The organism is uncultured Tateyamaria sp., from assembly GCF_947503415.1.
In the GTDB taxonomy this organism is placed as follows: domain Bacteria; phylum Pseudomonadota; class Alphaproteobacteria; order Rhodobacterales; family Rhodobacteraceae; genus Tateyamaria.
The window spans coordinates 54785-80414 of sequence record NZ_CANNDS010000001.1; the positions used below are offsets into that span (position 1 = coordinate 54785).

A 25630-nucleotide genomic window follows, 5' to 3' on the forward strand; every position below is an offset into this window, starting at 1 on the left:
AAATGGATGGGACTGCACAGAATGCAGAACGATCCCCGCGAATGCGGGTCAGGCAGGCTTGTCCATTGGAAAACACTCCTCTGAAAAATGCGCACAGGCGGCGCGGAACGGTGTGGCGGTCAGACCAGATTGTTCATTTTCAGAGTACTCCTCGTGTTGATGACCCTATGATACACCGGTTTGGCCGCCGCGACAATTGCGCCCCTGCCGCCCCCGTGACACGTCAGCAGAGGTTGCTATAAGGGCGCGAAATTCTCTCCTCTCAAAGGACGCATTCGCATGTCGACGCTTGTTTTTGGCCATAAATCCCCTGACACCGATTCCACAGGCTCGCCCATCATCTGGGCGTGGTACCTGAACGAGATCAAGGGTGTCGCAGCCGAACCCGTCTTGCTGGGTGAGCCCAACACCGAAGCGGCCTTTGTCCTTGAGAAGTGGGACCTGCCCAAGCCGCGCATCATCGACAGTGTGGACACAGACCAGCCCGTGGTGATCGTGGACACCAACAACCCGGCCGAACTGCCCGACGCCATCAACGATGCGGATATCACCGCCATCATCGACCATCACAAGCTGGTCGGCGGGCTGGAAACCAAGGGCCCCATCGACATCCGGATCGAGCCGCTGGCCTGCACCGCCACCATCATGTGGAAGATGATCGGCAAGGACATGGCGCAGATGCCCACAGGCGTGAAAGGCGCGATGCTGTCCTGCATCCTGTCCGACACGCTTGAATTCCGCTCGCCCACCACAACGCAGGAAGACAAAGCGATTGCCCATGATCTGGCCAAGGATCTGTGCGTGGACCTGTCGGCCTATGCGTCCGAGATGTTCGAGGCGAAGTCGGATGTGTCCGCGTTTTCCGACGCCGAGTTGCTGCGCATGGACAGCAAGGAATACGCCGTGGACGGCACGCAGTTCCGCGTGTCCGTGCTGGAAACCACTGCGCCCAAGCTGGTGCTGGACCGCAAGGACAGCCTGATGGCCTCCATGGTCGACGTGGCAAAAGAGGACGGCGCGGACGAGGTTCTGCTGTTCGTCGTCGACATTTTGAACGAGGAAGCCACCATGCTGATCCCCAATGACCGGGTGAAGGGCGTGGCCGAGAAGAGCTTTGACACGACCGTGTCTGGGGACACCGTTGTGCTGCCCGGCATCATGAGCCGGAAGAAGCAGATCATTCCGAACCTCAAGGTGTGACCGGGTGGGCGGAGGACACCTCCGCCTTACATTTAACGCGCCGTGGCCTATGGTGCCGCGGGATGGGCGGACCATGGGTCCGCCTTACTTTTTTGAAGACGGAGTGCACTGATGGCCCAGATCGTATCCTCGCTGGCCGAGATTTCCGACCGCTATGACGCGTTGTTCGTGGACCTGTGGGGCTGCGTGCACAACGGCGTGCATGCACTGCCCGAGGCGGTGGCAGCCCTGCAGGAGTACCGCAGCAGAGGCGGCAAGGTCGTGCTGGTCACCAACTCCCCCCGGCCTCGTGCCGGCGTGACCAAACAACTGGTGCATTTCGGCGTGCCCGATGACGCGTGGGACACGATTGCCACCTCTGGCGACAGTGCGCGTGCGGCCATGTTTCGAGGGATTGTCGGCACCAAAGTGCATTTCATCGGGCAGCCGGGGGAAGAGAAATTCTTTGAACCCATCGGGGTGATCAAGGACCCGGTGAAGATCGAGATGGTGCCGCTTGACGAAGCCGAAGGCATCGTCTGCACCGGCCCGCGCGACCCGATGGCGGACCCGGATGTGATGCGCCCCGAGTTTCTGATGGCCAAGCAATTGGGCTTGAAACTGCTCTGCGCCAACCCCGATATCATCGTGGACCGGGGCGAGGTGCGCGAGTGGTGCGCGGGCGCGTTGGCGAAGCTTTATACCGAGATGGGCGGGGAAAGCCTGTATTTCGGAAAACCCCATCCTCCCATCTATGATCTCGCCCGGCGGCGGTTGGCGGAACTGGGCGTGGACGTGCCTGACAGCGGAATCCTGGCCATCGGCGACGGCGTTCTGACCGACATTGCGGGCGCGATGGGCGAGGACATTGATTCCCTGTTCATCTCGGGCGGGCTGGCAGCAGCGGAAACCAAAACGTCGCACCAACCGGACGCGGATGCGCTAAGCGCTTATCTTGAAACGGAAATGTCGTCTCCGACCTTCGCAATAGGGCATCTGCGCTGACCTTCTTTTTCCTTGATTTTCTGCGCATGCAAAGTCATTAAGTTGCGTATGCGCCGCACTTGCGGTCAGAAAATTACCGGAGCCAGCCATGTTGGACAACCTGCCCCGCGGCACGATCTGCATTGAAGACATCGAAATGGGCATGTCCCGTCACCTGCGCAAAACCGTGACGGACGAAGACATCGAGATGTTCGCGCAGGTGTCCACGGACCGGAATCCGGTGCATCTGGACGATGACTATGCCCGCGACACGATCTTTGCGGGGCGCATTGCACACGGAATGCTGACGGCTGGCCTGGTCTCTGCCGTGATCGGAGAACAGCTGCCCGGACATGGCACGGTCTATATGGGCCAATCGTTGAAGTTTCTCGCCCCCGTGCGCCCGGGCGACATGGTCTATGCCGAGGTCAAGGTGATCGACATCGACTTTTCCAAGCGGCGGGTGAAGCTGGATTGCCATTGTTCGGTCGAGGGCAAGAAGGTTCTGGTGGGCGAAGCGACCGTGTTGGCCCCATCCCGCAAATTCGACTAAGCCGCTGTTTTGGTAAGGGAAAGGCGGGGCCCAACCCCTCGTCCTCACCCCACAACATATCCAACCGGAAGAAACGGATACTTGCCCTTGTTTGGTCGCTTGGCTAGGCAGGGGGCATGAAGATTATCCGGGATTATCAGTTCGTTGACGCAGCCGATCATGGGGCGAGCGTGGCAATTGGCAATTTCGACGGCGTGCATCTGGGCCATCGGTCGGTGATCGAATTGGCGCAGTCGGCGGCACCCGATGCCCCCGTTGGCGTGCTCACATTCGAGCCGCATCCGCGCGAGTATTTCGCCCCCGACGCCCCCCCGTTCCGGCTGATGAGCCAGGCCGCGCGCGCAAGCAGGCTGGAGAAGATGGGGATCAGCTATCTCTTTGAATTGCCGTTTCATTCCGGTCTGGCGGGCTTAAGCCCCGAAGAATTCGCACGCGACGTGATCTGTGACGGTCTGGGCCTGAGCCACGTGGTTGTGGGCGCTGATTTTTGCTTTGGCAAAAAGCGCGCCGGGACCGCCAAACACCTTGTACAGTTCGGAGCCGACATGGGCTTTGGCGTGACCGTCGCCCCCCTGCTGGCGCGGGGGGAAAACACCGTGTCCTCGACCGCCATCCGGCAGGCGCTCAGCGACGGGCGACCACAGGATGCAGCAGAAATGCTGGGCCACTGGCACCGGATAGAAGGTCCTGTGATTGGCGGCGAACAGCGGGGCCGCACCTTGGGCTACCCCACGGCGAACATGTCGATCGACGGGCTGCACCCGCCCGCATTCGGCGTCTACGCCGTTCTTTTCAATGTGCTCGATGGGCCGCACAAAGGGGCCTATCACGGGGTGGCGTCGATGGGCGTGCGACCGATGTTTGGCGAAAACAAGCCAAACCTTGAAACCTATGTCTTTGATTTATCAGGTGATTTATACGGCGCCCCGGTGTCGGTGGCGCTTGTGGCGCATCTGCGAGGGGAAGAGAAGTTCGACGGTCTGGACGCGCTGATTGCCCAGATGGATGCGGACAGCGCGCAGGCGCGTGACATCCTGGCAAAACTATGAGCGACCCGATTGACCGAGCCGGACTAAGCCCCCGTTTCTGGGAGAAAAAGCCAATCCACAAACTGTCCCGTAAAGAATGGGAAGCGCTGTGTGACGGGTGTGGAAAATGCTGTCTGAACAAGCTGGAAGACGAGGAAACGGGCGAGGTTGCGCTGACGCGCGTGGCGTGTCGGCTCCTGGATGACCAGACCTGCCGCTGCGGGCAGTACGACATTCGCCATCAGTTTGTACCCGATTGCATTGTGCTGAAGCCGTCGAATATCGCAGAACACCTGTACTGGATCCCGCAAACCTGCGCCTATCGCCGTGTTTACGAAGGCAAACCCCTGTTCGACTGGCATCCGCTGATCTCGGGCACCGCAGAGACGGTGCATGCGGCGGGAGTCTCGATGCACGGGCAGACCTATAGCGAGTTCGACATCGCGGACGAGGACTGGGAAGACCACATCATAGAAGAGCCGACCTGATCCCGTCAGCCACGCGCCAGGAACTCTGACCACACAGCCGCCACAGCCTCCGGGTTCGTGACCGGCCCCATATGACCGATGCCATCGAACATGTGCGACGTGACCCGCGGCAGGCGACGGGCAATGGCACCGTTGACCTCCGCCGCCCAGCGCGAGGTGGCCCCGCCCATCAGAAGCGCAGGCATCCTTGCGCGCTCAAACCGGCCCGGAGCCAGAAGGCCCGCACTATCTTCAGCAAGGAACGGGCCGGAGTCGCGCACAAAGTGGATGCGGTCGGCCATATAGGCGCGCGTCTGGTCCGGGATGTCAGCCCATGCCGGGCCTTCGGCCCACGCACGGTTAAAGGCACGGGCCGCCGCCACACTGTCGCCTGCATCAATCGCGGCGTCGAAATCGGATGTATCGGCCGCATACCGTGTGCGAAATCCCGGATCGTCCGCCATGGCAGGCGCGAAATAGACCGGCTCGTACATTGCCACGCTGCGCACCCGGCCCGGGTGTTCAATGGCCAGCCGCAGCGCGACCGTGGCACCAAAACTGTGGCCGATGATATCGATGGGGTCCGCACTGATCCCGTCCATGACCTTGAGCGCCATGGCCGTGGCGGTGTCGTGCATGATCCCCTGCCCGTCCCAATCGCCAGACTGGCCGTGATTGGGCAGATCATAGGCGTACAGCGTGACCTGATCCTCCAGTGCCGCCGCCACACCGCGCCACGCGCCCGCGTGCCCCAAAGAGCAGTGGATGGCCAGCGCGGGCCGAGGCCCGGACCCGAAGGTCCGGGTGTTGATATATGGGATCACAGCTTGCCGGACAGGTGCAGATCCAGGTCTTCGAGCTTGTCCTGACCCCAAAACCGCTGATCGCCGTCGACGATGTAGAATGGCGCGCCGAAGACGCCCTTGTCCACCGCCTCTTCCAGATTGGCGGCATAGGTTTCGGCACCGGACAGCAGACCGCTGTCGGCGAGGGATGGATCGAACCCGGCCTCGGTCAGGCACGCCTTGATCACGTCGTCCTGGGCGATGTCCTTGTCCTCGGCCCAGACGGCGCGCAGGGTCGCGTGCACCAGCGTGCCCAGGTCGCCGCCGCCTGCGTTTTGCGCTGCGATGATGGCGTAGGACGATGGGGCCGCGTTGGTGGGCCAATGCGCAGGCTTCAGGTTGAACGGCATGTCGTATTTCTTTGCCTGCCGCACCAGTTCCTGCGCCCGGTACTCGATCCGGTTGATGTGCCGATCCTTGGGCGGTGTGCCGCCCGTGCGCCCGAACAGCGCAATCACGTCCAGCGGTTTGTAGGTGATCGTGGCCCCGTGTTGTTCCGCCAACGTCTCGAACCGTTTCCCGGCCAGGTAGGTGTAGGGCGAGAGCGTTGCAAAATAGTAGTCGATATGGGCCAATTTAGTCTCCTGTCGCAGGGTCTGCTGTTTCGCGCGACGGTACGCCCGTGTTAAGCGGTGTCAACATCACGAATCTGTCACAATCGTGCTGCGCGGGGACACGACATGCCAAATATCCAAGAGCCCAAGCTGATCTCGGGCAACGCCAATCTGCCATTGGCGAATGCCATCGCACGACGCATGTCGCTGCACCGGGGCGTCAATGTGGGGCTGGTCGAGGCCCGTGTGGAACGCTTCAACGACGGTGAGATTTTTGTCGAGGTGTTCGAGAATGTGCGCGGCGAGGACATGTTTATCATCCAGCCCACGTCGAACCCGGCCAATGACAATCTGATGGAACTCTTGATCATGTGCGACGCGCTGCGCCGGTCATCGGCGGCGCGGATCACGGCTGTGATCCCCTATTTCGGCTACGCACGGCAGGACCGCCGGACCAAGGCGCGCACGCCGATCTCCTCCAAGCTGGTGGCGAATATGCTGGTGGGTGCCGGGATCGAGCGGGTCTTGACCATGGACCTGCACGCGGCACAGATCCAGGGGTTCTTCGACATTCCCGTGGACAACCTCTATGCCTCTCCCATCTTTGCGCTGGATATCAAGACCGAGCTGGCGGGCCAGATGGAGGACCTGATGGTGGTATCCCCTGACGTCGGTGGCGTAGCCCGTGCCCGCGATCTGGCCAAACGCCTGGGCGCGCCCCTGTCCATCGTCGACAAGCGCCGCGAGAAAGCGGGCGAAGTGGCCGAGATGACGGTGATCGGCGACGTTACGGACAAGACCTGCATCATCGTCGATGACATGTGTGACACCGCCGGAACCCTGTGCAAGGCCGCCGAGGTGCTGATCGAAAACGGGGCAAAGGAAGTGCACGCCTACATCTCGCATGGCGTGATGTCCGGCCCAGCGGTCGAGCGCGTGATCAAATCGGTGATGAAATCGCTGGTGATCACCGACAGCATTCAACCAACCGAGGCGGTCAAGGCAGCGCCCAACATCCGTATCGTGCCCACAGCACCCGTGTTCGCGCAGGCCATCCTGAACATCTGGCACGGCACATCCGTGTCGTCCCTGTTCGAGGCCGAGACGCTCAGCCCGATCTACGACGGAATGTACGCAGCGGAGTGATCCTAGCCCGTTCCTGCGCAACCAAGCGTTGCGAGGTCAGCCGGGGTGCCAAAGAACCAATCGGAATCCACATTGCCGGACACGCCGGTGTAGTCCGCCTGTGACGTGTGCTGCCAATACCAAAGATTTGTTGGCAGACCCGTACCAGGCAACGTCCGCGTGTAGGCAGCAAGCCAGATCGGTTGGGTGGTGTCCAGCATGGGGGCCATCACCCGGTAGTTCGCCTCGTCGATGTACAGCACGGGTTGGCAACCTGTTTCTGTCTTGACGTGGGTCATCCAATCGAGTGCGGCCTTGAAGTCGGCCTCGCTAGGCGCCCCCTCGAGGTCGAGTACAGGCGGCAGTTCGAGCGATTGCCCGGCGATGGTTTTGAGGAAGAAATCGGCTTGAGCCACACCCGGATCTCCCAGCTGAAAGAAGTGGTAGGCCCCGGTCGGTATGTCGACGCTGTCAGCACCTGCCACGTGGTTTGTAAATTCGGGATCGGGGGAACTGACGCCCTGGCTGGCCTTGATCATGACAAAGGCGATCCCTTCGGTTTTCAGGTCGCTCCACGAGATGTCAGTGCCTTGGAAATGTGAAACGTCAAGCCCCGGGGTCTTTAGTGACAGGTCTGGTTTGAAGGGTTGCGCGCTTTGCGGTGGCTGAGCAGAGGGAGTGAGCGCGGTTGTCAGCATGTCACAGCCCGACAAGGCCAGTGCGGCGCCAAGGACAATCGTTGCGGTTCGCATGTCAAAGAGGTGCGTCATGGAAATATTCCGGATGTGAATGGATCGTGCAATACCTGAAATTTCAACCATGAGTATACATTTGGCGGTATCAAAGTCGACTATTGGGCTATGCCCATGCTCTGAGCAGCCCATGCTGTGCCGCGCACCCACTCGCGTCTCCGCTCTGGACACCCTTGCGCCCTTGCCTGAATATCCCCGCAAAACAATGGGGAGATTTCACATGAAGAATGTTCTGACTGCCGCCCTGCTCAGCTTTGCTGCCACCGGTGCCATGGCAGCGGGTCATTGCGCTGCGGGCAAAACATTGACTGATGGCACACTGACCATCGCGACCGGCAATCCTGCGTATTATCCATGGGTTCTGAACGACGCGCCCGAGGCCGGCGAGGGATTTGAGGCTGCCGTGGCCTATGCGCTGGCCGAAGAGATGGGCTTTGCCGCCGATGCGGTGACGTGGGTGCGGACATCCTTTGACGAAGCAATCCAGCCCGGCGCCAAGAATTTCGACCTGAACATGCAGCAATATTCGATCACGCCCGAGCGCGACAAAGTGGTTGATTTCTCAGCCCCCTACTACACCGCGCCGCAGGCCGTGATGACCACGCAGCCCGTTGTGGACGGCGGGGCCGCACCGACGCTGGAAAGCCTCAAGGGCCTAAAATGGGGTGTCGTCGCCTCCACCACCGCCTTGCCTGTGGTGATGGACCGCATCCAGCCCGATCAGTCGCCGCTGGTTTACGACGACAACGCCAATATCACCGCCGCCATGCAGGCAGGCCAGATCGATGCGGCGCTGTTCGATCTGCCCACAGCGCTGTTCACCGCCGCCGTGCTTATGGAAAACGGCGTGGTGCTGGGCCAGTTCGACCCCGATGCCGCCGAAAACCCCGACCAGTTCGGCATGCTCATGCCCGAAGGCTCGGCCCTCAAGACTTGTGTGGACGAAGCGCTGGCCGCCATGACCGACAGCGGCAAGCTGGCCGAGATCGAGGCGCAGTGGCTGCAGGAAGCCACCGGGGTGCCGCTGATCAAGTGACCAGACGTGCCGCTTACGAGGCCCGGCAGAAACGCCGGGCCAACATGATTGCGGGGGTCAGCACATGCGTCGCGCTGGCCCTTGTTGTCGTTCTGGTCCCTCTCGCGCCGGGATGGGACGCAGTGCGCGCCTCCTTCTTTGACGGCGAAGTGTTCGTGCGCGTGTTCCCGGACCTTCTGCGCGCGTTCACGCTGGATGTGGCGATCTTTGCGTGGTCTGTGCCGATGATCTTTGCCCTTGGCCTCGCCATCGCGCTGGCGCGGGGCAATACGAACCCGGCGCTCTTCCCGCTGCGCATCTTCGGGGCGGTCTATGTGGACCTCTTCCGCGGCATCCCGGTGGTTCTGCTGGTCTATCTGGTGGGCTTCGGCATTCCCGGTCTGGGCCTGCCGCGCCCATGGAATTCTCCTTACATCTGGGGCACCGTCGCGCTGGTGCTGACCTACTCGGCTTACGTGGCCGAAGTGCTGCGCTCAGGCATCGAAAGCATCCACGCCAGCCAGCGCAACGCCGCCATCTGCCTAGGGCTGAGCGAACGGGACACGATGCGCTACGTGATCCTGCCGCAAGCCATCCGCCGTGTGGTGCCCGCCAACATGAACATGCTGGTGGCCCTGCAAAAGGACGTGGCACTGCTAAGCTTCATCGGCCCGGTCGAGATTTTGCGACAGGCGGGTATCTTCAAATCCCTGCTGGCCAATTTCACACCTTACGTGGCCGCAGCCGTGATCTTTCTGTGCATCACCGTGCCTGCCACGCGCTATGCCGACTACCTGATGAACAGGGACCGCGATGCCCGATCCTAGGCTGTCCTTGCGCGGCGTGACCAAAAGCTTTGGCGACGTGCAGGTCTTGCGCGGCATCGACATGGACATCGCGCCCGGTGAAATGGTCTGCCTGATCGGCGCGTCCGGGTCGGGCAAATCCACCCTTCTGCGGTGCATGAACGGGCTGGAGCCGGTGGACGATGGCGCGGTGCGGCTCGACGATGTGGACATTGCCGAACCGGGGTTCGACCTTGGCCCCATACGGCGGCGCATCGGGATCGTGTTCCAGTCCTTCAACCTGTTTCCGCACATGACGGCCTATGACAACGTCGCACTCGCCCCCCGCCGAGTGCTGGGCGAAGACGCGCGCGAGCGAATTGAAGCGCTGTTTGCCCGGTTCGGTCTGGCCGACCACATGCGCAAATACCCCGACCAGTTGTCCGGCGGGCAACAACAGCGCGTGGCGGTGATCCGCGCGCTGGCGATGCGACCCCAGACGATGCTGCTGGACGAGATCACCTCGGCCCTTGATCCCGAACTGGTGGGAGAGGTGCTGGACGTGCTGCGCCGCTTGCGCGACGACGGCATGACGATGGTGCTGGCCACGCACGAGATGGCGTTCGCCCGTGAGGTGGCAGACCGGGTGGTGTTCATGGACCAAGGAGTGGTGGCGGAGGAAGGGGTGCCCGAGCGCATATTCTCGGCCCCCGAGCGGGAACGAACGCGGCGGTTTTTGGCGAGTGTGCTGCGGTAGAAGTGTGGAATCGAACGTCTGATGCCGACCCCAACTTGTAAGCATGCTGCGTTGCCACCAATGCCTGTTTTGGAAACGATGAAAATAGGCGCGGACATGAATACTGTTTGGCAAAGAGCAGCTGCCTGCGTCGTCTCACTTGATGCTCAGCAGCGGGTCTTGCTTACTCAATGTGAGAAAAAGAGTCATCCCAAGTCAGGCGCTTGAACGTTGCCAGGTGGCGGTATGGAATGGGCCGAAGAAGCTCATGAGACAGCATTGCGCGCACTAAAGGAAGAGACTGGCTTATATGCGGATATCGGCCCTTTGTTGGGTGCACAGTCAAAGTGGTTTGATGAACGCACCTCTGACGCGGGACAACGCCCTCTCGCACTCCGCTTGATATTCGGGGTGCGGAATTGTGTTGGCGAACTCAACGGTGATTTCAGGGATGACGACACGACGGTTGGTGCTGCGTGGTTCACAATCGAAGACGTCCAACAACTGAACAGGGTCGAGGTTGTGGACTTTGGCCTTTCCGTTGTTTTCAAGGAAAACACTTCTATTCGACCTCCTGCGAAACGGTCATACAGCGGGATCTGCAATTAAATCGAACAATTGCAGCAAGGTCTCGTAATTCGGACCTACGCGACACCGCAGATCAAAAGAGAAACGTGCCTAACACCGACGTTAGGCGTCGCCTTTTAATACAGGTCCCAGTCGTCGGCCTGACGCAGTTCACCCATCGCCATCCAAGCAAGGCGCACGCGGGCAACGCGCGTGTCGCCCCACGTGCGGAAGACCAGATCAAAGCCGTCCTTGGTGATGGTCTCCGCTACAACATCAGCGCGCACGGCGGTAGCAGTGTCGATGTCCCACATGGAAATGGACACGTGCACAGACGGTTCCGTTCGGAACGGTTCGGAAAAGGCGATACGGCGGCGGCGTTCGCGTTGGCCGCGGCCGGTCCACATCTCTCCGCCATCTTCGAAATCGGAAAACAGGACCGTGTCGCCCTGGTCAATTCCTATCAAGTGGTTGCGTAATCGTTTCATCAGGCCGGGCTTAAATCAATTGCTCTCTGGTATCACGTCGGAGCCGCAGGTTAAGGGCCAAAACGCAAAAAAGGCTCCGCACAGGGCGGAGCCTTCCTCACATATTCTGACAGTGTGTTACAGGCTGGGCTGTTTTGTGCTCAGACCGATCTCGCCACCTACGGCAACCATGTCCGCGAGCAGCTTGGCCGCGTCGTCCACAGGACCGGGTTCGTTCTGGAAATTGTCCTTGGCGCGGCTGTAGATCTCTTGCGCCTCGTCGAACATTGCGTCCATCTGGTCCTGGGTCATGTCGCCCGTGGACACTGCCTGTTCGGCCAGCACGGACACGCCTGCGGTGCCGATCTCGGCAAAGCCGCCGGTGACAACGTATTCGTGGGTCTCGTTGCCCGCGTCGACCTTGAGAACACCGGGGCGCAGGGTCGTGATCGTGGGGGCGTGGTCGGCCATCACAGTCATGTCGCCATCGGCGCCGGGGATCTGTACAGAGTTCGCTTCCATCGACGCAAGGCTGCGTTCGGGCGATACCAAATCAAATTGCATGGGCTTCCTCCTTCAGGAAGGTCGTACCAATTTGGCGGGTCCCAGAAAATTCGGCGAATTTTCTGGGACCCGCACCAAACTATGCTGCGTCCGCGGCCATTTTCTCGGCCTTGGCTTTCACTTCCTCGATGCCACCAACCATGTAGAAGGCGCCTTCGGGCAGGTGGTCATATTCGCCAGCCACAACCGCCTTGAACGAGGCAATCGTATCTTCGAGCGGAACCTGCACGCCGTCAGAGCCAGTGAACACTTTGGCCACGTCGAAAGGCTGCGACAGGAAGCGCTGGATTTTCCGGGCACGGGCCACGGTCAGCTTGTCCTCTTCCGACAGTTCGTCCATCCCAAGGATGGCGATGATGTCTTGCAGCGACTTGTAGCGCTGCAGGATCTGCTGCACGTCGGAGGCGACCTTATAGTGTTCTTCCCCCACGATCTGCGGGTCCATCAGACGCGAAGAGCTGTCGAGCGGATCCACGGCGGGGTAGATGCCCAGCTCCGAAATCGCACGGGACAGAACCGTTGTCGCGTCCAAGTGCGCGAAGGTGGTCGCAGGCGCGGGGTCGGTCAAGTCGTCCGCAGGCACGTACACGGCCTGGATCGAGGTGATCGAGCCCGACTTGGTCGAGGTGATCCGTTCCTGCATCGCGCCCATGTCGGTCGCCAGTGTGGGCTGGTAGCCCACCGCCGAAGGAATACGGCCCAGCAGGGCCGACACTTCGGAACCCGCTTGCGTGAAGCGGAAGATGTTGTCGACGAAGAACAGAACGTCTGTGCCGGAGGCATCGCGGAACTGTTCGGCCAGTGTCAGACCGGTCAGGGCCACGCGGGCACGCGCACCCGGAGGTTCGTTCATCTGGCCATAGACCAGTGCCACTTGAGACTCTTCGAGGTTGTCGGGCTTGATCACGTTCGACTCGATCATCTCGTGATAGAGGTCGTTGCCTTCGCGTGTCCGTTCACCCACACCCGCGAACACGGAGTAACCCGAGTGCACTTTGGCGATGTTGTTGATCAGTTCCATGATCAGAACGGTCTTGCCCACGCCCGCACCGCCGAAGAGGCCGATCTTGCCGCCCTTCGCGTAAGGGGCCAGCAGGTCCACAACCTTGATGCCGGTCACGAGGACTTCGGATTCTGTCGACTGGTCGGCAAACTCCGGGGCGTCCTGGTGGATGGCGCGTTTTTCTTCGGCCTCTACGGGGCCACCTTCGTCAACGGGCTCGCCCACGACGTTCAGGATACGACCCAATGTCTTGGGGCCCACCGGCACCATGATCGGCCCATCGGTGTCGGTCACTTCCTGACCGCGCACCAGACCTTCGGAGCTGTCCATCGCGATGCAGCGCACGGTGTTTTCACCAAGGTGCTGCGCGACTTCCAAGACCAGCTTGTTGCCGTTGTTGTCGGTTTCCAGAGCGTTCAGAATCTCTGGCAGGTGGTCATCGAACTGGACGTCGCAGACGGCCCCGATGACTTGTGTGATTTTGCCTTTAGCATTTGCCATTTTTCGTCTCCGGATGTCTTACAGCGCTTCCGCGCCGGAAATGATTTCAATCAGCTCATTGGTGATCACGGCCTGACGCGAGCGGTTGAACTCGATGGTCAGCTTGTCGATCATGTCGCCCGCATTGCGGGTGGCGTTGTCCATGGCGCTCATCCGGGCGCCCTGTTCAGAGGCACCGTTTTCGAGCAGACCAGAGAAGATCGCCGTGGCCACGCCGCGCGGCAGAAGGTCGGCGAGGATCGCCTCTTCGTCCGGCTCGTAATCATAGAGCGTGTCGCTGCCTTCGTAATCCTCGGGGATCGCGAAGGGGATGATCTGCTGAGCGGTGGGGATCTGCGTCACGACGTTCTGGAACTTCGAGAAGAAGATCGTCGCCACATCGAACTCGCCCGCGTCGAAGCGGCCCAGCACGTCCTTGGCCACGCCTTGGGCATCCGCATAGCTCATGCGTTTGACCTCGGACATGTCCACGTGACCGACGAAGTGATCGCCGAAGTCGCGTTTCAGCTGATCGCGGCCTTTTTTGCCCACAGTCAGGATCTTGACCGTTTTACCCGCACCTTGCAGTTCGGTGGCCTTGGCCCGAGCCAATTTGGCGATGTTCGTGTTGAACCCACCGCAAAGCCCGCGCTCCGATGTCATGACCACCAGCAAGTGCACTTGATCCGACCCTGTGCCCGACAACAGTTTGGGCGCGCTATCAGAGCCTGCTGCCGCAGAGGCCAGCCCCGCCATCACGGCTGTGAACCGTTCAGCGTAGGGACGTGACATTTCGGCAGCTTCCTGGGCCCGCCGCAGTTTTGCGGCGGCCACCATTTGCATGGCCTTGGTGATCTTGCGGGTCGATTTGACCGACTCGATCCTGTTTTTCAGATCCTTGAGATTTGGCATTGCCCGATCTCCTTATGCGAAGGTCGAAGCGAACTCGTCGAGGACCGCCTTCATCTTGTCGACGTTCTCGCCACCCTTGAACTTGGGATCGTCATTCGCAATCCATGCAAGGAAGTCAGATTTCTGGCTGCGCAGGAAGCTGAGCAGACCCGTTTCGAACTTGCCCACATCGCCAACAGGGATGTTGTCGAGGTAGCCGTTCGTGCCCGCAAAGATCACGCAGACGATTTCTGCGTTGGTCAGGGGCGAGTACTGGGGCTGTTTCATCAGCTCGGTCAGGCGCGCACCACGGTTCAGCAGCTGCTGGGTGGCCGCATCAAGGTCGGAACCGAACTGGGCGAAGGCCGCCATCTCGCGGTACTGGGCCAGCGACAGTTTGACCGGACCCGCAACCGACGACATTGCGTCTGTTTGCGCGGATGAACCCACGCGGGATACCGACAAACCGGTGTTCACAGCCGGACGGATGCCTTGGTAGAACAGTTCCGTCTCAAGGAAGATCTGGCCGTCGGTGATCGAGATCACGTTGGTCGGGATAAAGGCCGACACGTCGCCGCCTTGCGTTTCGATGATCGGCAGGGCCGTCAATGAGCCCGCACCGTTGTCTTCGTTCAGCTTGGCCGAACGCTCCAGCAGGCGCGAGTGAAGGTAGAAAACGTCGCCGGGATAGGCTTCGCGGCCTGGTGGGCGGCGCAGCAGCAGGGACATCTGACGGTAGGACACGGCTTGCTTGGACAGGTCATCATAGATGATCAGCGCGTGGCGGCCATTGTCGCGGAAGAATTCAGCCATTGCGGTCGCGGCGTACGGCGCCAGGAACTGCATGGGCGCCGGGTCAGACGCGGTGGCGGCCACGACGATCGAGTAGTCAATGGCGCCGGATTCTTCGAGCTTTTTCACCAGCTGGGCCACTGTGGAACGCTTCTGGCCAACGGCGACGTAGATGCAGTAGAGCTTCTTGCTCTCATCATCGCCGGCAGCGTCGTTGTAGGATTTCTGGTTCAGGATCGCGTCAAGTGCGACGGCGGTCTTGCCGGTCTGACGGTCGCCGATGATCAGTTCGCGCTGGCCACGGCCAATTGGGATCATCGCGTCAACGGCTTTCAGGCCGGTCGCCATCGGCTCGTGCACCGATTTACGCGGGATGATGCCGGGGGCTTTGACGTCAGCGACGCGGCGCTCGGACGCGTTGATCGGGCCCTTGCCGTCCAGCGGGTTGCCCAGTCCGTCCACAACGCGGCCCAGCAGCTCGTTGCCTGCAGGCACGTCCACGATGGAGTTGGTGCGCTTGACGGTGTCGCCTTCTTTAATGTCGCGGTCGGACCCGAAGATCACGACGCCGACATTGTCGTTTTCGAGGTTCAGGGCCATACCCTGAATGCCCCCGGGGAATTCGACCATCTCACCGGCTTGCACGTTGTCGAGGCCGTAGACGCGGGCAATCCCGTCCCCTACCGACAAAACGCGGCCCACTTCGGCCACTTCTGCTTCCTGACCAAAGTTCTTGATCTGGTCTTTCAGGATCGCAGAAATTTCTGCTGCTTGGATACCCATTTATCCGACCTCTTTCATTGCATTCTGGAGGGAAGCGAGCTTGGAGCGGATCGACGTGTCGATCATCTTCGAGCCCACTTTTACGATCAAACCGCCGATAAGGCTTTCATCGACGGTTGCATTGATGGTGACGTCCTTGCCCATGCGGGCCTTGAGCGTTTTGGCGAGTTTGTCGCTTTGCGTCTTGGTCAGCGCCTTGGCGGTTGTGACCTCTGCTGTCACTTCGCCCTTGTCTTCGGCGATGACGTCGCGCAGCGCTTTGACCAGTTGCGGCAGCACAAACAGGCGGCGCTTTTCGGCCATCAGCGTCAGCGTGTTCGACATCAGGTCGGTCAATCCGGCCTTTTTCGAGATGGCTGTGATGGCGGCGGCCTGCTCGTCCCGGCTGTAAACGGGCGAGTGGATCAGGGCATTGAAGTCACCGCTGTCGGCCATGGCCGAGGTCAGTGTATCAATGTCGCCTTCAAGTTTTTTGACGGCTTTGCCTTCTTTGGCAAGCTCGAAGACAGCTGTGGCATAGCGCGCGGCGATGCCTGTGGAGATCGAAGCTGGTTCGGACACGTCCACCCTTTCGATGTCTTGGCCCGGAGGTGTCCACACGCAATGTATGGCCCGGGGTGTTGGACCGCCCTGATTTGCCCAAGGCGTGAAAATCAGGGGGGATGTAGCAGAGGGTTTGCCACCCCGCAACATATGTTCGTGAACAGGTGCCTGAGGGGTTTATGAGCGTTTTCAAGTGGTTAGAAAAACTGCGACCTATTGGCCCGCAGGAATTGTAAGAATCCTGACACAAAACGTGCGCGTTTGGGGGCGATTCCGGGTCGATACGCCGTCAGCGCATTGCGAAACAGCCATTGTAATGCGCCTGTTCTGTAATCCTGCGGCGACACTTGCATTGTATACGACATGGCTGCCTTGCTGGCTCTGCCGTTGACTCGGAATGGCGTCACCTTCATGTAGATATGGTCCAAAAAGGTCCTGGGGAGGCAATATGGGTGCTTTGACTTTGCTGGCGCTGCTGACGGGCGGCCTGTTTTTGACTGTTTTGGAAGATAGTGACTCGAACCGTAGCGCTGGAAGTGGCGACCCCGAAACGCCGACGGACGGACCGGAAACGCCGACCGAGCTGGATCCTGATCCGGTTGATCCCTCACCCGAGCCCACCCCGTTTGATCCTGCCAGCCAGGCGGAGGTCGTATTTGACGAGGCCAACGAAACACTGTCCATTACCGTTGACGAGGAAAGCACCGGTGAGCTGCATGTTATTCGCAGTGAAGTCACCGAAGGGAACAACACCGGGCGGACCTTTTTTTCAGCAAAGGTTTACCTGGTGCCGGAGGGCACGACCTTTCCGCCCACGGATGAAGAGATGCGGCAAATCTTTGAGGATGAGCGCGCCCGCTTGACCGAAGATGACGATCCCGACGCATTTACATTGTCTGGCGACGCATTCCTGAGTGACAGCTATTTCGAGGTGTTGTCCGAGTACCAGATTGCCGAATTGGACCTTGGCGTTCAGTCCTTTGACCAGTCCCTTGACGATAATCCGGACAGACCGGAAACTGACACACGGCCGCTCGATACCGTGATTGAGGCCAATCGCGAGATAACCATTCACACCACTGACCAGGACAATTCCGATTTCATACGGTCGCCCACCGAACGTGGGAGCGGTCTGACCTTTTTGTCACCTTTTGGGATAGAGGCCTCTCGTATTTCAGCCAGCAGCGACTCAGGCCAGCTGACGCAAGAAACCATTCTGCGCGATGGCACCTTCGTCGCAACAGACGCCGACGAACAGTTTCAGATCGAATTATCCGATTGGAACCGACCTCCATACGAAGCGGACCTCACGATTGATGCCGGTGGCGGGAATGATACGTTGTCATTTGGCGAAGATGCGCCCGGCACTCTGACCCTTCAGGGTGGCGCTGGCGATGACTTGCTTGATCTCGACGCAGGCTTCTCCGGTACCGCATTTGGTGGCACGGGCAATGATGTCATTCTGGCCCAAGATGGATTGCTCACCGACGGTGCGGTGATTGATGCAGGCGCAGGCGACGATCAGATCGTTATTGCAAATGCACTCGATTTCACCATCACAACCGGCGACGGCGCTGACCTTGTGGCCCTTGGCCCGGAACTGCGCGATTCGCTGTTGCCGATCACCATCACGGATTTCGATCCTGCCGAGGATGCGTTGGTTCTGGCTCTTGGTGTTGAAAATCCCGATGAGGTCGAGCTGACCATCGTGCGCAATCTTGCCGAGGATCGGACCGAGATACGAGCCACTGTTCCGGCGGTCGAGGCCATGACAGTGACCGAGTTTGGGGTTTTGCTGTATCTCGATGGCGCACCGGATATCTCGGAAAGCGACGTGGCCATCGTCAACGAACTACCCGCACCGACCGCCGTGGCTTGACCCCCTAAACCCGCCCGGCCACCGGTGCAGTCACCCCTTGGGGCACCGTCTGACGCTTGGCCTTGGACCGCATGACCTTGCCCTTGGGCGGGTAGACCAGTTTGGACGCTTCCACCATGAAAGCCCCGCCAGCCACCATGCCCGGCATCCACCGTCCGACTCGTTCGAACACACCAGCCGATTTCATCCAAAGCCGCCGCCCCGACGGAAACTGATAGAGCGCGCCCACATGCCGTTCGGGCAGGAACTGGTGTTTGCGCAATTGTGTTTCCAGCTGGCTAGCGGAATAGGGTCGCCCGAAACCGAAGGGTGTGCGGTCGCGGCGCGACCAAAGCCCAGCCCGGTTCGGTACGATAAACAGGGCTTTGCCCCCCGGGCCCAGCACGCGCCACGCCTCCTCCAGCAGATCATAGGCCCGTTCAGACGTTTCCAACCCATGCAGCATGATCAGCTTGTCCACGTGCCCGGTCTCGATCGGCCAGAGCGTTTCTTCGGTCAGGACCGACACATTCGGCATATCCGCAGGCCACGGCATCACACCTTGCGGGCCGGGCATCAGTGCAATCACCCTGCGCGCGTCTTTCAGGTAAGGCCGCATCAACGGAGCAGCAAAGCCGAACCCGGCGACGGTCTGCCCCTTGGCTTCGGGCCACAACTCGACCATTCGTCGGCGCAGCGATGCCTGTGCTGCCCGCCCCAGAGCGCTGCGATAGTAGAAATTGCGCAGGTCCTGCACGTCCAGATGCATGATCGTCTCTTGTCCTACCGGCCCCGCTGGACCACCTTCGACATAACAGTAAGCACAAAGAGCCGAATTGCCATGCCCCTTGAAATCCGCACCATCCCCTGCCTCAGCGACAATTACGCATATCTCGCCCATGATGCGTCGACCGGGGCCACGGCCCTGATCGATGCGCCAGAGGCCACGCCGATCCTCGCAGCACTTGAGGAAGCAGGCTGGCGGCTGACGGATGTGTTGATCACGCACCACCACTACGATCACGTGGATGGTTTGGCAGAGATCCTGGCCCAGCATCCCGCCCGGGTTGTCGGGGCGCAGGCCGATGCGCATCGCTTGCCTGCGCTGGATGTACAACTGGCCGAAGGGGACACCGTGACCATCGGGTCAGAGACCGGAACGATTATCGATGTGTCGGGTCACACGGTGGGCCACATCGCATTTCACTTTCCGGACTCGCGGGCTGTCTTCACCGCTGACAGCCTGATGGCGTTGGGGTGCGGGCGTGTGTTCGAGGGTACCAAACCTCAAATGCACGAAAGCCTGCAAAAACTGGCAGCGCTACCCCCTGACACGGTTGTCTATTCGGGGCACGAATACACGGCGGCCAACGGGAAATTCGCCCTGACCATTGATCCTGAAAATCCCGATCTTATATCTCGGGTCCGCGAGGTTGCCGAAAAACGCGCATCAGGCACCCCGACCGTTCCGTCGCTTTTGTCCGAGGAACTGGCCACAAATCCGTTTCTGCGCGCCCACGATCCCGCCATTCAAGCTCACTTGGGCATGAAAGGCGCCAACGCCACCGACGTGTTCACCGAAATCCGCACCCGGAAGGACAACTTCTGAGACGTTCGGTTCCATGGATGCGCCCAATGTGACACCATCGTAACGTTTCTCACGCATAATGTGAGGGTCAAGGCAAAGAAAAGCCTTGAAGCCGCGCGATCTTCAACCAAACTTAAACACATGAGGCCATGGTTGGTACGGGGCCTCGACATTCCTTGAGCCCCCCCACCCGACCCCGATCGAAAGGAGCACAAGCCGTGCCTTCATTCTCGACGACACTGGAAAAATCCATTCATCAGGCGCTTGCGCTGGCCAACGAACGCCGGCACGAATTCGCAACCCTCGAGCATTTGTTGCTTTCACTGGTCGATGAACCCGATGCACGCCGCGTCATGCAGGCGTGTTCGGTCGACATTGACGAGTTGCGCGGCACGCTCGAAGAGTTTGTGGATGATGACCTGTCGAACCTTGTCACCGATATCGACGGCTCCGAAGCCGTCCCCACCGCTGCCTTCCAACGCGTGATCCAACGCGCCGCGATTCACGTGCAGTCTTCGGGCCGCACGGAAGTAACCGGTGCCAACGTTCTGGTTGCCATCTTTGCGGAGCGTGAGTCGAACGCAGCCTACTTCCTGCAAGAGCAGGATATGACACGCTATGACGCTGTGAACTTCATTGCGCACGGCGTTGCCAAGGACCCCGCCTTTGGCGAGGCGCGGCCTGTGTCCGGCGCACCTGAGTCCGAGGAGGAGCCGCAAGGCATCACCGAGGGTGAGAAGAAGGAAAGCGCGCTGGCCAAGTATTGCGTGGACCTCAATGAGAAATCGCGCGAGGGCGACATCGACCCACTGATCGGGCGTTCGGCCGAGGTGGAGCGCTGTATTCAAGTGCTGTGCCGCCGCCGCAAGAACAACCCGCTTTTGGTGGGCGATCCCGGTGTGGGCAAGACCGCCATTGCGGAGGGGCTCGCGCGCAAGATCGTTGCGGGCGAAACGCCCGAGGTGCTGTCTGGAACTACAATCTACTCGCTTGATATGGGCGCGCTCTTGGCTGGCACGCGGTACCGTGGCGATTTCGAGGAACGCTTGAAAGCTGTCGTGACTGAACTGGAAGAGCATAAGGATGCTGTTCTCTTCATCGACGAGATTCACACTGTGATCGGTGCCGGTGCCACGTCAGGCGGTGCGATGGACGCATCCAACCTGCTGAAACCTGCCTTGCAGGGCGGCAAGCTGCGCACCATGGGCTCGACCACCTACAAGGAATTCCGTCAGCATTTCGAAAAGGACCGCGCGCTGAGCCGGCGGTTCCAGAAAATCGACGTGAACGAGCCGTCGGTGGAAGATGCCACGAAGATCCTCAAGGGCCTGAAACCCTATTTCGAGGATCACCACGGCGTCAAATACACCTCCGACGCGATCAAAACGTCGGTCGAATTGGCGAGCCGGTACATCAACGACCGCAAACTGCCCGACAGCGCCATCGACGTGATCGACGAGGCGGGCGCTGCCCAACACCTTGTCGCCGCCGCCAAGCGTCGCAAGACCATCGGCACCAAGGAGATCGAGAATGTCGTGGCGAAAATTGCCCGCATTCCTCCGAAAAACGTGTCCAAGGACGATGCGGAGACTCTGAAAGATCTGGAGGCGTCGCTGAAACGCGTGGTGTTCGGTCAGGACAACGCGATCGAGGCATTGTCTTCGGCCATCAAGCTGGCACGTGCCGGATTGCGCGAACCTGAGAAACCCATCGGCAACTACCTTTTCGCGGGTCCAACCGGTGTCGGTAAAACCGAGGTGGCCAAACAACTGGCGGACACGCTGGGTGTGGAAATGCTGCGCTTCGACATGTCGGAGTACATGGAGAAACATGCGGTTAGTCGCCTGATCGGTGCCCCTCCAGGCTATGTTGGGTTTGATCAGGGTGGCATGCTGACCGACGGTGTCGACCAACATCCGCACTGTGTGCTCCTGCTCGACGAGATGGAGAAAGCACACCCGGACGTCTACAACATCCTGTTGCAGGTGATGGACCACGGCAAGCTGACCGATCACAACGGTCGGACAGTGGATTTCCGCAACGTGATCCTGATCATGACATCGAACGCAGGTGCGGCGGATATGGCGAAAGCCGCGATTGGCTTTGGTCGCGACCGGCGCGAGGGCGAAGATACGGCAGCCATCGAACGCACGTTCACGCCGGAATTCCGCAACCGTCTGGATGCGGTGATCAGCTTTGCGCCGCTGGGCAAGGATACAATCCTGTCTGTGGTCGAAAAGTTCGTATTGCAGCTCGAAGCGCAGCTGATGGATCGCAACGTGACCATCGAGTTGACCAAGCCTGCCGCCGAATGGCTGGCCGACAAGGGCTACGACGACAAGATGGGCGCACGCCCCCTTGGCCGCGTGATCCAGGAGCATATCAAGAAACCGCTGGCCGAAGAGTTGCTCTTTGGCAAGCTGATGAAGGGCGGCGTTGTCCGCGTGGGTGTCAAGAATGGCGAGCTTGATCTCAAGCTCTCTGGCCCGGACAGCCCCCGTATTTCGGGCGACAAGCCACCGCTTCTGACCGCTGACTAATGCGGGCGGCAGCCATTGCCGCTTTGACAACATCCCTCGCCGCGACATCGCTCGTGGCGGGGGATATCGTATTGAACGTGCCCATTGATTGCGATCTGGGCACGGAATGTTTCATCCAGCAATATGTGGATCACGACCGATCGCGACAGGCGATGGATTTCCGCTGTTCCAACCTGAGCTACGACACGCATCAAGGCACCGATTTCGCACTCCGTTCCATAGAACAGATGCGGCGCGGCGTGGATGTGATCGCAGCCGCGCCTGGAACTGTGCAGGGCACCCGTGACGGGATGGATGACCGTCTCTACCGGACCGGTGACGCCGAACGCATTGATGGCCGCGACTGCGGGAACGGCGTGCTGATCGAGCATGGCGACGGCTGGAGCACTCAGTATTGTCACCTGAAACGCGGCAGTATCGCCGTGGCGCAGGGCGATCTGGTGGAAGCGTCCAGCGTTTTGGGACAGGTCGGACTGTCGGGACGTACACAATTTCCACATGTTCACATGACGGTGCGCAAGGATGGAGACGTCATCGATCCCTTCGACCCTGATGGGGATGTGCAATGCGGGGCACCCAGCACAGAAACGCTGTGGGACACACCCCCGCCCTACCGCCCAGGCGGGGTTTTGGAAGTGGGGTTTGCCGACAGTGTGCCGGATTTCAACGACATCAAGGCGGGCACTGCTACCGTTGCGCTGCTGCCGCCAGACGCTCCCGCGATTGTCGTTTACGGCTATGCTTTTGGTGGCAAGGCGGGCGACAGGTTGCAGCTGCGCATCGACGGCCCGGACGGCACCTTGATCGATGACGAGGTGGAGATTGAGCGCAATCAGGCGCAATTTTTTCGCGCTCTTGGCAAGAAACGCACAACAGCTGGTTGGCCTGCAGGACAGTACACCGGCACAGTTGTCTTGCGCCGCGGACAGCGGGAAATCAGCCGGGTCCAGAACACAACGATTGTCCAGTAAGGCGCAGGTGACCTGCGCAAGTCCCGCCAGATCTGAGCGCTGGCAAAACTTTAAGGCGTACCTGTGGTGCGCCGCTTACTTCTCGGTGAATTTCAGCTCAATACGCCTGTTCTGCGCCCGAGCGTCAACGGTATCTTCGGGATTGATAGGCTGATATTGACCGAACCCGTTGGCCGACAACCGGCCCGGTGGCAGGCCGAGGAAGTCCACCATGTAGCGCACCACCGACAAGGCACGCGCCTGGCTCAGTTCCCAATTGTCGGCGAATTCGCCCTGCCCTGATAGCGGAACGTTGTCGGTGTGCCCATCGACCTGCAGCACCCAATCAATGCCATCCGGGATATCGTCGGCGATACCGCGCAAGATACCCGCGATATTGGCAATCTCACTTTCCCCTGCGATCGACAACTGAGCCCCTCCCGGCGGGAACAGGACTTCGGAAGAAAAGACAAAGCGGTCACCCACGATCCGGACGCCCTCTTGTGCGCCCAGTACGTCACGCAACTGCCCGAAGAATTCCGAACGATACCGCTCCAGATCCTGCGCCTGCGCTTCAAGCCGCTTGCGCTCTTCCTCTTCCAGTTCGCGCCGCCGCCGTTCCTCCAGGGCCGCCCGTGCCAATGCCGTGTTCAGATCACGCCCCAGCGTGCTCAACTGCACCTCGTTCGCAGCATCCCGCGCAACCGCATCATCCAAAAGGGCCTGCAACTGCCCCAATTGCGTGCGCAAACTGGCCACCTGCTGGTTCAAAAGTTCGGTCTGGCGTTGCGCCTCCAATGTGGCGGCCTCTTCCGAGCTGAGCGCGTCACGCGCCGCAGCCAAAAGCGCCGCGCGCTCTTGCGCCTCGGACGACTGTGTCTCCAAAGCGTCCTCTGCGGCTGTTTTCTCAGCAAGGGCCGCCGCCAAAGCAGCCCTCAATTCTTGCGTGTCCCCATCCACGTTCTCCAGCGCGTTCTCTGCCGCCAGCCTGGCGGCAAGGGCTGCGGCCAACTGGTCACGCACATCCGCATTGCTGCTGCCCGCGGCCTGCGCGTCGACAAGGGCTGCGTCGCGGGCCGCAATGGCCGTCGCCAATTGGGTGCGCAAGGCAGTCAGATCGACCTCTTGCGCAGAAAGCTCGGTTTCTGCCGCCGTACGTGCCGCAACAGCCGCAGCGAGCCGATCGCGCACTTCAGAAAGATCGAGGTTCGACGCCGCCAACCGGGCTTCAACAGAGGTCATCCGCGCTTGCAGTGCCGCCAAATCTGTCGCTGATGCCTCGCGCGCGCCGCGTGCATCTGCCAATTGCGCTTCCAACTCGGACGCGCGCGCCTGTGCTGTCGCCACGTCGGCCTGCGCCTGCGTCAATTCAGTCTGCAAGGCTGCCGTGGTCGATGTCCGGCCGTCCAGAGCTTCCTCCGCCGCGCTCAGACGGGCCTGCAACGTCGCGGCATTCGCGGTTGAGCTGTCCAATGCAGACAGTGCACGGGCCAATTGCTCCTCAAGATCAGCCGCAGCGACGGCCCCTCCTTCGGCATTCAGCAACGCCGCCGCAAGTTGATCCTCCAGGCTGGCGCGTTCCGACATCAGGGCCGAGTTTTCCGACCTTGTCGCTTCAACCGCAGATAAGGCAGAGGAAAGCTGTGCCTCAAGGTTCTCGACCCGGGCCTGTGCAGCCTCCGCCGATCCGCTGGATGTCTCAGCGGCAAGCAACGCCACCGCAAGGCGGTCGGTCAGGTTCTCCTCTGCCGCTCGGGCCGCCGCCAGCAAGGTCAGAGTATCCTCCGCCTCTTGACGCTGGGCTTCCAGTGCAAGGGTCATGGCCGTCAATTCCGCATCCGCGTTTTCCAGACGATCCCGCAGCGCTTCGGCCGCAGCCGCTTCGGCCAACCGGGCCGCTTCCTCTGCCGTCAACGCTTCTTGCGCCGTATCAAGATCAGCCTGCAGGGCTGCGGCCTGATCGGCGCTGTCCGCATTGCGGCTGCGCAGATCAGCGATCAGCGCTTGTAAGGCATCCGTCCGCGCCACCGCCAAGCGCGCAGCCTCTTCTTGAACATCGACCTCATCCCGCGCTGCAGCAAGCGCAAGGTTCAAAGCCTCTTGTTCCGACAAGAGGCGCGTTTGTTCCGCCTCAAGCCCGGCCACGGTGTTCAAAGCCGTATCGCGGTCAGCGATCAAGGCTGCGACCTGTGCTTCGAAGCTGGTGATACGTGTTTCTGCCTGTGCCAAGGCGGTGTCTTGCGCGTCACGCTCCGCCGTCAACGCGGCGATCGTTGCGGCCTGAACATCAAGCTGAGACCGGGTGTCAGACAACGTCGTGTTCAGGGCCGACAGGCGCGTGTCCAGTTCATTTGCCCGACGCTCTTCCAACCCCAAGGCTTGGGCCAAAGCGGCCACTTCCCCCGCCAAGGCGTCCAGTTCCGTTTCCTGACCCGTGATCGTCTCACGCAGGACAAACTGGACGATCATGAAGATGGTGAGAACGAACATCAGCACCAGCAGCAGACCTGTCATCGCGTCCACGAAACCGGGCCAGATCGACGCCTGGAACCGTTGCCCTGTGCGTCGTGACAGCGCCATG

25 protein-coding genes are annotated in these 25630 nt (G+C 60.5%); 14 read left to right on the forward strand and 11 right to left on the reverse strand.

Annotation, left to right across the window (positions count from 1 at the left end; genetic code table 11):
• Positions 1-279 precede the first annotated feature (279 nt).
• The 5 genes from Q1A32_RS00310 (at position 280) to Q1A32_RS00330 (ending at position 4232) form a co-directional block, all read left to right on the forward strand.
• On the forward strand, positions 280-1200 hold the full coding sequence (locus Q1A32_RS00310) for a manganese-dependent inorganic pyrophosphatase (protein ID WP_299647966.1): 921 nt from the start codon (positions 280-282) through the stop codon (positions 1198-1200).
• 111 nt (positions 1201-1311) lie between these two features.
• Positions 1312-2184 (forward strand): TIGR01459 family HAD-type hydrolase, encoded by an 873-nt coding sequence (locus tag Q1A32_RS00315; protein WP_299647969.1) that lies wholly within the window; start codon positions 1312-1314, stop codon positions 2182-2184.
• An 88-nt stretch (positions 2185-2272) separates the two neighbouring features.
• Complete coding sequence (locus Q1A32_RS00320) at positions 2273-2716, forward strand: MaoC family dehydratase (RefSeq protein WP_299647972.1); 444 nt, start codon at positions 2273-2275, stop codon at positions 2714-2716.
• 116 nt (positions 2717-2832) lie between these two features.
• Positions 2833-3765: a bifunctional riboflavin kinase/FAD synthetase gene (locus Q1A32_RS00325; protein ID WP_299647975.1), complete on the forward strand. Its 933-nt coding sequence runs from the start codon at positions 2833-2835 to the stop codon at positions 3763-3765.
• Positions 3762-4232, forward strand: a complete 471-nt coding sequence (locus Q1A32_RS00330; RefSeq protein WP_299647980.1) for a YcgN family cysteine cluster protein — start codon at positions 3762-3764, stop codon at positions 4230-4232. Before Q1A32_RS00325 ends, Q1A32_RS00330 begins: the two co-directional genes overlap by 4 nt.
• Before the next feature lie 5 nt (positions 4233-4237).
• Here Q1A32_RS00330 and Q1A32_RS00335 read toward each other — a convergent pair whose 3' ends face one another.
• Both Q1A32_RS00335 and Q1A32_RS00340 read right to left on the reverse strand, forming a co-directional pair.
• On the reverse strand, positions 4238-5035 hold the full coding sequence (locus Q1A32_RS00335; protein WP_299647983.1) for an alpha/beta fold hydrolase: 798 nt from the start codon (positions 5033-5035) through the stop codon (positions 4238-4240).
• Positions 5032-5631, reverse strand: coding sequence for a 2-hydroxychromene-2-carboxylate isomerase (locus Q1A32_RS00340; protein ID WP_299647986.1), 600 nt, complete (start codon positions 5629-5631; stop codon positions 5032-5034). Before Q1A32_RS00340 ends, Q1A32_RS00335 begins: the two co-directional genes overlap by 4 nt.
• A 105-nt stretch (positions 5632-5736) precedes the next feature.
• Here Q1A32_RS00340 and Q1A32_RS00345 point away from each other — a divergent pair, with 105 nt between their 5' ends.
• Entirely contained in the window at positions 5737-6756 is a 1020-nt protein-coding gene (locus Q1A32_RS00345) for a ribose-phosphate pyrophosphokinase (protein ID WP_299647989.1), read from the forward strand.
• A 2-nt stretch (positions 6757-6758) separates the two neighbouring features.
• On the opposite strand, the gene Q1A32_RS00350 is transcribed toward Q1A32_RS00345, so the two are convergent.
• Positions 6759-7505 (reverse strand): glycoside hydrolase family 25 protein, encoded by a 747-nt coding sequence (locus Q1A32_RS00350; protein WP_299647991.1) that lies wholly within the window; start codon positions 7503-7505, stop codon positions 6759-6761.
• Between the two features lie 202 nt (positions 7506-7707).
• On the opposite strand from Q1A32_RS00350, the gene Q1A32_RS00355 reads away from it, so the two are divergent.
• The 4 genes from Q1A32_RS00355 to Q1A32_RS00370 all read left to right on the forward strand — a co-directional run bounded on the left by Q1A32_RS00355 (position 7708) and on the right by Q1A32_RS00370 (position 10632).
• The gene (locus tag Q1A32_RS00355) at positions 7708-8523 is read left to right on the forward strand and encodes an ABC transporter substrate-binding protein (RefSeq protein WP_299647994.1); all 816 of its coding nucleotides are present in this window, start codon (positions 7708-7710) and stop codon (positions 8521-8523) included.
• A complete protein-coding gene (locus Q1A32_RS00360; RefSeq protein WP_299647997.1) occupies positions 8520-9329 on the forward strand; it encodes an amino acid ABC transporter permease in 810 nt (269 codons plus the stop codon). Before Q1A32_RS00355 ends, Q1A32_RS00360 begins: the two co-directional genes overlap by 4 nt.
• Positions 9316-10044 (forward strand): amino acid ABC transporter ATP-binding protein, encoded by a 729-nt coding sequence (locus tag Q1A32_RS00365; RefSeq protein ID WP_299648000.1) that lies wholly within the window; start codon positions 9316-9318, stop codon positions 10042-10044. The genes Q1A32_RS00360 and Q1A32_RS00365 overlap by 14 nt, the downstream gene beginning before the upstream one ends.
• A 210-nt stretch (positions 10045-10254) precedes the next feature.
• Complete coding sequence (locus Q1A32_RS00370) at positions 10255-10632, forward strand: NUDIX hydrolase (RefSeq protein ID WP_299648003.1); 378 nt, start codon at positions 10255-10257, stop codon at positions 10630-10632.
• Between the two features lie 95 nt (positions 10633-10727).
• Here Q1A32_RS00370 and Q1A32_RS00375 read toward each other — a convergent pair whose 3' ends face one another.
• From Q1A32_RS00375 to Q1A32_RS00400, 6 genes are all read right to left on the reverse strand, one after another.
• Positions 10728-11078, reverse strand: coding sequence for an H-type lectin domain-containing protein (locus tag Q1A32_RS00375; protein WP_299610703.1), 351 nt, complete (start codon positions 11076-11078; stop codon positions 10728-10730).
• Between the two features lie 117 nt (positions 11079-11195).
• Positions 11196-11621 carry a F0F1 ATP synthase subunit epsilon gene (locus Q1A32_RS00380; protein ID WP_299648006.1) on the reverse strand — a complete coding sequence of 142 codons (426 nt, stop codon included), beginning with the start codon at positions 11619-11621 and terminating at the stop codon, positions 11196-11198.
• Positions 11622-11700: 79 nt separating this feature from the next.
• Positions 11701-13125, reverse strand: a complete 1425-nt coding sequence (atpD, locus tag Q1A32_RS00385; protein ID WP_299648010.1) for a F0F1 ATP synthase subunit beta — start codon at positions 13123-13125, stop codon at positions 11701-11703.
• An 18-nt stretch (positions 13126-13143) separates the two neighbouring features.
• Complete coding sequence (locus Q1A32_RS00390; RefSeq protein WP_299648013.1) at positions 13144-14016, reverse strand: F0F1 ATP synthase subunit gamma; 873 nt, start codon at positions 14014-14016, stop codon at positions 13144-13146.
• Positions 14017-14028: 12 nt separating this feature from the next.
• Positions 14029-15570, reverse strand: a complete 1542-nt coding sequence (atpA, locus tag Q1A32_RS00395; RefSeq protein WP_299648016.1) for a F0F1 ATP synthase subunit alpha — start codon at positions 15568-15570, stop codon at positions 14029-14031.
• On the reverse strand, positions 15571-16131 hold the full coding sequence (locus tag Q1A32_RS00400; RefSeq protein ID WP_299610690.1) for a F0F1 ATP synthase subunit delta: 561 nt from the start codon (positions 16129-16131) through the stop codon (positions 15571-15573). It lies immediately after the preceding gene.
• Positions 16132-16561: 430 nt separating this feature from the next.
• On the opposite strand from Q1A32_RS00400, the gene Q1A32_RS00405 reads away from it, so the two are divergent.
• On the forward strand, positions 16562-17992 hold the full coding sequence (locus Q1A32_RS00405) for a hypothetical protein (RefSeq protein ID WP_299648019.1): 1431 nt from the start codon (positions 16562-16564) through the stop codon (positions 17990-17992).
• Between the two features lie 4 nt (positions 17993-17996).
• On the opposite strand, the gene Q1A32_RS00410 is transcribed toward Q1A32_RS00405, so the two are convergent.
• The gene (locus Q1A32_RS00410) at positions 17997-18740 is read right to left on the reverse strand and encodes a hypothetical protein (protein WP_299648022.1); all 744 of its coding nucleotides are present in this window, start codon (positions 18738-18740) and stop codon (positions 17997-17999) included.
• Between the two features lie 72 nt (positions 18741-18812).
• On the opposite strand from Q1A32_RS00410, the gene gloB reads away from it, so the two are divergent.
• The 3 genes from gloB (at position 18813) to Q1A32_RS00425 (ending at position 23070) form a co-directional block, all read left to right on the forward strand.
• Entirely contained in the window at positions 18813-19580 is a 768-nt protein-coding gene (gloB, locus tag Q1A32_RS00415; RefSeq protein WP_299648025.1) for a hydroxyacylglutathione hydrolase, read from the forward strand.
• 197 nt (positions 19581-19777) lie between these two features.
• Positions 19778-22099, forward strand: a complete 2322-nt coding sequence (gene clpA / locus Q1A32_RS00420) for an ATP-dependent Clp protease ATP-binding subunit ClpA (protein WP_299610681.1) — start codon at positions 19778-19780, stop codon at positions 22097-22099.
• Positions 22099-23070, forward strand: a complete 972-nt coding sequence (locus tag Q1A32_RS00425; protein WP_299648028.1) for a M23 family metallopeptidase — start codon at positions 22099-22101, stop codon at positions 23068-23070. The genes clpA and Q1A32_RS00425 overlap by 1 nt, the downstream gene beginning before the upstream one ends.
• 75 nt (positions 23071-23145) lie before the next feature.
• On the opposite strand, the gene Q1A32_RS00430 is transcribed toward Q1A32_RS00425, so the two are convergent.
• The gene (locus Q1A32_RS00430) at positions 23146-25629 is read right to left on the reverse strand and encodes a peptidoglycan -binding protein (protein WP_299648031.1); all 2484 of its coding nucleotides are present in this window, start codon (positions 25627-25629) and stop codon (positions 23146-23148) included.
• Between the last annotated feature and the right edge of the window lies 1 nt (position 25630).